The following is a 5,554-nucleotide window of genomic DNA, read 5'->3' on the forward strand; positions in this document are numbered from 1 at the left end:
ATTCCGGAAGATGTGAGTCTGATCGGTATTGATGCTCTGCCAAGTTTTCTCACCGGAGGCATTGATATGACAAGTATCCGTGTCCCCCATACAGAAAGAGCATACTGGGCAATACAGTTGTTATTGAAGGAAATAGAACACCCGGTAAAAGAAAAATGTAAGTTGTATACAAATTGTGTGTTTGTAGATGGTGAAACAGTTAAGAAAAGATAAAAGAGAACAGCAAGTGAAAAAGTTCAGATTCCGTGTGGGAAGCTGAACTTTTTTCTTACTTTACAGGAAATTGCTTTCCTGTAAAGTAAGAAACGCTCCGCGAGGATGTACCGAGGCACGTACTTAGTTCTATGGACAATGAGCAAAGACATATATTTACAGGAAAAGTTGAAAATAAAAATGAAAAGGTTTAAATATAAACAAAAATAAACATGAATTTAAATAAAAGAGGAAGAATATGAGAAGATACAATTATGAAAAACAGGTGAAAAAATGGGATGTTCTGGAAGTGACTGTAGAAGGTCATTCTGATAAGAACCCATTTGTAGATTATGAGATTCAAGGAATCTTTACAGGAAAACATGAGACAGTAACTGTGGACGGATTTTATGACGGAGAAGGTGTGTACAAAGTAAGATATATGCCGTCTTTCGTGGAATTATATACATTCGAAGTGACAGGGAGCGCGATAGACGGGGAAGTGCTCACCGGGAAATTTCAGGTAACACCGGCGAGCGAGGAAAATCACGGACCGATCCGTGTGGCAAATACCTATCATTTTGCCTACGAAGACGGAACGCCGTATTATTCCATCGGCACAACCTGTTATGTGTGGGATCTGCAGTCAGATGAAACGAGTGAAATAAGATAAGTAACCTGTTTGTGGAAAAGTTACATAATAGTGAGCAATCAGAGAATGATACAGACAGAAAAATACTGGAAGTAAGAAAAAGTATCCGCAAAGTACTTCGCTATGATGAAGTTTATATTCCAAGGAACTCCTTATGTGTGGGCAGAGCGCGGTTTCAGATGCTGCAGTCAAAAGGTATTTTGCCCCTGAAAAAGAGGCGTCATTGCTTTTATGTGAAGAACATCACAGAGAGCAATGGCGCTTTTTGAATTGGCAGGAAAAAGGCCTTTTCTTTGTTATTAAGTAGTCACATCAGGTATACCAGATGTAGTGACATAGAAAGATGAAACACGATATGTTGATAAAAAATATTGTTACATGAGAAAAGTTCGTTAAAATAACGACAAATAGCGCTAAAATAAAATATTTATTGTGCAAAATAATAAAATAAAGTATAATAGTGATAATGACATCTGTATAAAATGCAAAAGTGAACGGCAGCAATATGGAGGTTGAAACTGTGGTTTGCGCAAAACTGTTCAGAGGGGAAACTGAACAGGTACGGAAAGTTATCGAAATCAAAAAAGAAAAGGGCAATGAAGTGAAAGGAGGAAACTACATGCTGGATCAATCTTATTACCAGAAAACGGATGAGATTATCGAACACTACGGCCGCAAGGCAGCTTCCCTGATTCCGATCATGCAGGATATTCAGGCAGAATATCGTTATCTGCCGGGAGAACTGCTTACTTATGTGGCGAAAGAGATCGGAGTCAAAGAGGCAAAAGCCTACAGCGTGGCAACATTCTATGAAAACTTTTCCTTTGAACCGAAAGGAAAGTATGTGATCAAAGTCTGCGACGGAACTGCCTGCCATGTAAGAAAATCCATGCCGGTAAAAGAAGCTCTGATGAAAGAGCTGGGACTCAGTAATAAGAAACACACAACGGATGATATGTTATTTACCGTAGAGACCGTATCCTGTCTGGGAGCCTGTGGACTGGCGCCGACTCTGACGGTCAATGATGAAGTACATCCTAAGATGACGCCGGAAAAAGCTATCGAGCTGTTAAATGAATTGAGAGGAGAAAGCGTATGAGTATAAATTGCCGTGAAGATCTGTTGAACAGACAGGCAAAGGTAAATGAAGAAATCAAATCGTATACCTGTCGCGTTCTTGTCTGTTCCGGTACCGGCTGTATCGCATCCGGTGCTCAGAAAATTTATGAAGAAATGGAAATTCTGTGTCGGGATATCGATGGTGTTACCGTAGAGATGCAGAAAGATGTTCCGCATATCGGTGTGATCAAAACCGGTTGTCAGGGTCTGTGTGAACTGGGACCTCTGATGCGTATCGAACCATATAACTATCAGTATGTACATGTACAGCCGGAAGACTGTAAAGAGATCGTGGAGCGCACGATCCTGGAAGGACAGCCGGTAGAGAGACTGTTCTACCGTGATCATGAGACCGTCTGTCCGCATCCAGACGATATTCCGTTCCTGAATCAGCAGACACGTATCGTTCTGGAAAACTGTGGAAAGATCGACGCAGAGTCGATTGACGAATATATCGCAGCCGGTGGATATCAGGCACTGGCCAAAGCACTTGGCTCCATGACCCCGCAGGATGTTATCGAAGAAGTTACAAAATCAGGACTTCGTGGACGTGGCGGTGCGGGATTCCCTGCAGGAAAAAAATGGTCACAGGTAGCCCGTCAAAAAGAAAAAGTACGATATGTGGTGTGTAACGGTGATGAGGGTGATCCGGGTGCGTTCATGGATGGCTCTGTAATGGAAGGTGATCCGTATAAGATGATCGAAGGTATGACCATCGCCGCTTATGCAGTAGGTGCAGAAGACGGATATATCTACGTGCGTGCAGAGTATCCATTATCCGTAAAACGTCTGCGCATGGCGATCGAACAGGCAGAGGCAAATGGTCTGTTAGGTGATCATATCCTTGGTTCGGATGTGAACTTCCATCTGCATATCAACCGTGGTGCAGGTGCTTTTGTATGTGGTGAGGGATCGGCTCTGACGGCATCCATCGAAGGAAACAGAGGTATGCCGCGTGTAAAACCACCGCGTACCGTTGAAAAAGGTCTGTGGGAAAAACCGACCGTGCTGAATAACGTAGAAACATATGCCAATGTACCGAAGATCATTCTGGAAGGTGCAGACTGGTTCCGTACCATCGGTACCGAGGGAAGCCCGGGAACAAAGACATTCTCTCTGACCGGTGCCATTGAAAATACCGGTCTGATCGAAGTACCTATGGGAACAACGCTTCGTCATATCATTTATGATATCGGCGGCGGACTCAAGAGTGGTGCTGCTTTCAAGGGCGTACAGATCGGCGGACCGTCCGGCGGATGTCTGATCCTGGATCAGCTGGATGCGCCTCTGGACTTTGATTCGGTAAAGAAACTGGATGCCATCATGGGATCCGGTGGACTGGTAGTCATGGATGAAAACACCTGTATGGTAGAAGTAGCCCGTTTCTTTATGAACTTTACCCAGCGTGAAAGCTGTGGAAAATGTGTTCCGTGCCGAGAGGGAACCAAACGTATGCTGGAGATCCTGGAGCGGATCGTAGACGGCAAGGGTGAGATGTCAGATCTCGATGAGCTGGAAGAACTGGCGCACATGGTACAGAGTATGGCTCTGTGCGGTCTTGGAAAGAGTGCACCGCTTCCGGTCATCAGTACCCTGAACCGGTTCCGCGACGAATACGTTGAACATATCCGTGATAAAAAGTGCCACGCAAAAGTATGTACGGCTCTGCGTCAGTTCCATATCAATTCCGAGTTCTGTATCGGCTGTGGAAAATGTGCGAAGAACTGTCCGGCGGGAGCGATTACCGGAGCTATCAAGCATCCGCATCAGATCGACAATAATCTGTGTATCAAGTGTGGTGCCTGTAAAGATAACTGTAACTTTAATGCAGTATATGTGGAAATGTAGGAAGGAGGGTGTCTTATGAGTCATATGATCATCGATGGAAGAAAAGTTGAATTTACGGATGAGAAAAATGTCCTGTCAGTGATCCGAAAGGCGGGTATCAATATCCCGACACTGTGTTACCACTCCGAGCTTTCCACATTTGGTGCCTGTCGTCTGTGTACCGTGGAAGATGACAGAGGAAAGATGTTTGCATCCTGTTCGGAAGAGCCGAGAGACGGCATGGTGATCCATACCAATTCCGGACGTATCAGAAAATACAGAAAACTCATCGTGGAACTGCTTCTGGCAGCACACTGCCGTGACTGTACCACCTGTGTAAAGAGTGGAGAATGTGTTCTGCAGGAACTGGCACATCGTCTGGGGGTTGAAAATGTCCGGTTCCAGAATACGAGAGAACAGAGAGAACTGGATCTGAGTTCCCCGTCTCTGGTGAGAGATCCGAATAAATGTATCCTTTGTGGAAACTGTGTCCGCGCCTGTGAAGAACTGCAGGGTATCGGTGCTCTTGGATTTGCATTCCGTGGTACCGAAGCGATGGTTATGCCGGCATTTGACCGGAAGATTTCCACAACGGACTGTGTAAACTGTGGTCAGTGTAGAGTATTCTGTCCGACCGGAGCTATTTCTATCCGAACCAATATGGATGAAGTGTGGGAAGCTCTGGCAGATCCGAATGTGCGCGTGGTAGCTCAGGTAGCACCGGCTGTCCGTGTTGCAGTGGGAGATCATTATGGTCTGACCAAAGGAAAAAGCGTGATGGGCAAGATCGTCAATGCCCTGCACCTGATGGGATTTGATGAAGTATACGATACTTCCTTCAGTGCGGATCTGACGATCATGGAAGAGAGTGCGGAGTTCCTTGACAGAATCAAAAAAGGAGAAAAACTTCCGTTACTGACTTCCTGCTGTCCGGCATGGGTCAAATTCGTAACCGATCAGTACAAAGATTATATTCCGAACCTGTCCACCTGCCGTTCTCCGCAGGGAATGCTTTCCGCAGTCATCAAAGAGTATTTCCGTGATCCGGAGCATGCAAAGGGGAAGAAAACTGTTATGGTTTCCATCATGCCATGTACTGCGAAGAAGGCGGAAGCTGTTCGTCCAAACAGCTTTACCAAGGGAGAACAGGATACAGATATCGTTATCACAACCACAGAGCTGCTTCGTATGATCGACAACTTTGGTATCAAATTCTCGCTTCTCGAACCGGAAGCCTGTGATATGCCGTTTGGATTTGGTTCCGGCGGCGGTGTGATCTTCGGTGTAACCGGTGGTGTGACTGAGGCGGTTCTTCGTCGTCTGACCAATGACCACAGCAAAGAAGCGATGCATGAGATCGCAGAAAGCGGTGTCCGTGGAGAAGAAGGCATCAAAGAGTTCTCTGTAGATTATCAGGGAACCGAAATCAAGATCTGTGTAGCCAGTGGGCTTGCCAATGCGAGAAAAGTTATGGATCAGGTAAAGAACGGAGAAAAAGAATATCATCTGATCGAGATCATGGCCTGTCGTCGTGGCTGTATCATGGGAGGCGGACAGCCGACCAGAGCCGGTGACAGAACAAAATCACTCCGTGCGAAAGGTCTGTACAACGCAGATAATACAACGATCATCAAGAAATCCGATGAGAACCCGCTGGTTCAGGAACTGTACGCCGGATTATTAAAAGGCAAAGAACATGAACTGTTACATAACGAAAGTTATGAATAAACTGGTATCATAATATTATAGGAAAACTCCTGGAAC

Annotated in this window: 5 protein-coding genes; all 5 read left to right on the forward strand. The window is 45.4% G+C overall.

Going from position 1 to position 5,554, the window contains the following annotated elements:
• Positions 1–213: substrate-binding domain-containing protein (locus MSA64_RS11725; protein WP_287891693.1), on the forward strand; the 213-nt coding region annotated here is incomplete at its 5' end.
• Between the two features lie 238 nt (positions 214–451).
• Complete coding sequence (locus tag MSA64_RS11730; protein WP_287891694.1) at positions 452–865, forward strand: DUF5060 domain-containing protein; 414 nt, start codon at positions 452–454, stop codon at positions 863–865.
• Between the two features lie 598 nt (positions 866–1,463).
• Positions 1,464–1,943, forward strand: coding sequence for a complex I 24 kDa subunit family protein (locus MSA64_RS11735; protein WP_022399207.1), 480 nt, complete (start codon positions 1,464–1,466; stop codon positions 1,941–1,943).
• Positions 1,940–3,811: an NADH-quinone oxidoreductase subunit NuoF gene (locus MSA64_RS11740; protein ID WP_022171336.1), complete on the forward strand. Its 1,872-nt coding sequence runs from the start codon at positions 1,940–1,942 to the stop codon at positions 3,809–3,811. The genes MSA64_RS11735 and MSA64_RS11740 overlap by 4 nt, the downstream gene beginning before the upstream one ends.
• A 15-nt stretch (positions 3,812–3,826) precedes the next feature.
• Positions 3,827–5,518 carry a [FeFe] hydrogenase, group A gene (locus MSA64_RS11745; RefSeq protein WP_106491130.1) on the forward strand — a complete coding sequence of 564 codons (1,692 nt, stop codon included), beginning with the start codon at positions 3,827–3,829 and terminating at the stop codon, positions 5,516–5,518.
• Positions 5,519–5,554: the final 36 nt, after the last annotated feature.

It is taken from the genome of Oliverpabstia sp. (assembly GCF_022785585.1).
In the GTDB taxonomy this organism is placed as follows: domain Bacteria; phylum Bacillota; class Clostridia; order Lachnospirales; family Lachnospiraceae; genus Oliverpabstia; species Oliverpabstia intestinalis.

Excerpts from the sequence above, each read along its gene's own strand:
- MSA64_RS11740 (WP_022171336.1), top strand. The coding sequence starts at position 1,940 with ATGAGTATAAATTGCCGTGAAGATCTGTTGAACAGACAGGCAAAGGTA.
- MSA64_RS11745 (WP_106491130.1), top strand. The coding sequence starts at position 3,827 with ATGAGTCATATGATCATCGATGGAAGAAAAGTTGAATTTACGGATGAG.
- MSA64_RS11735 (WP_022399207.1), top strand. The coding sequence starts at position 1,464 with ATGCTGGATCAATCTTATTACCAGAAAACGGATGAGATTATCGAACAC.
- MSA64_RS11730 (WP_287891694.1), top strand. The coding sequence starts at position 452 with ATGAGAAGATACAATTATGAAAAACAGGTGAAAAAATGGGATGTTCTG.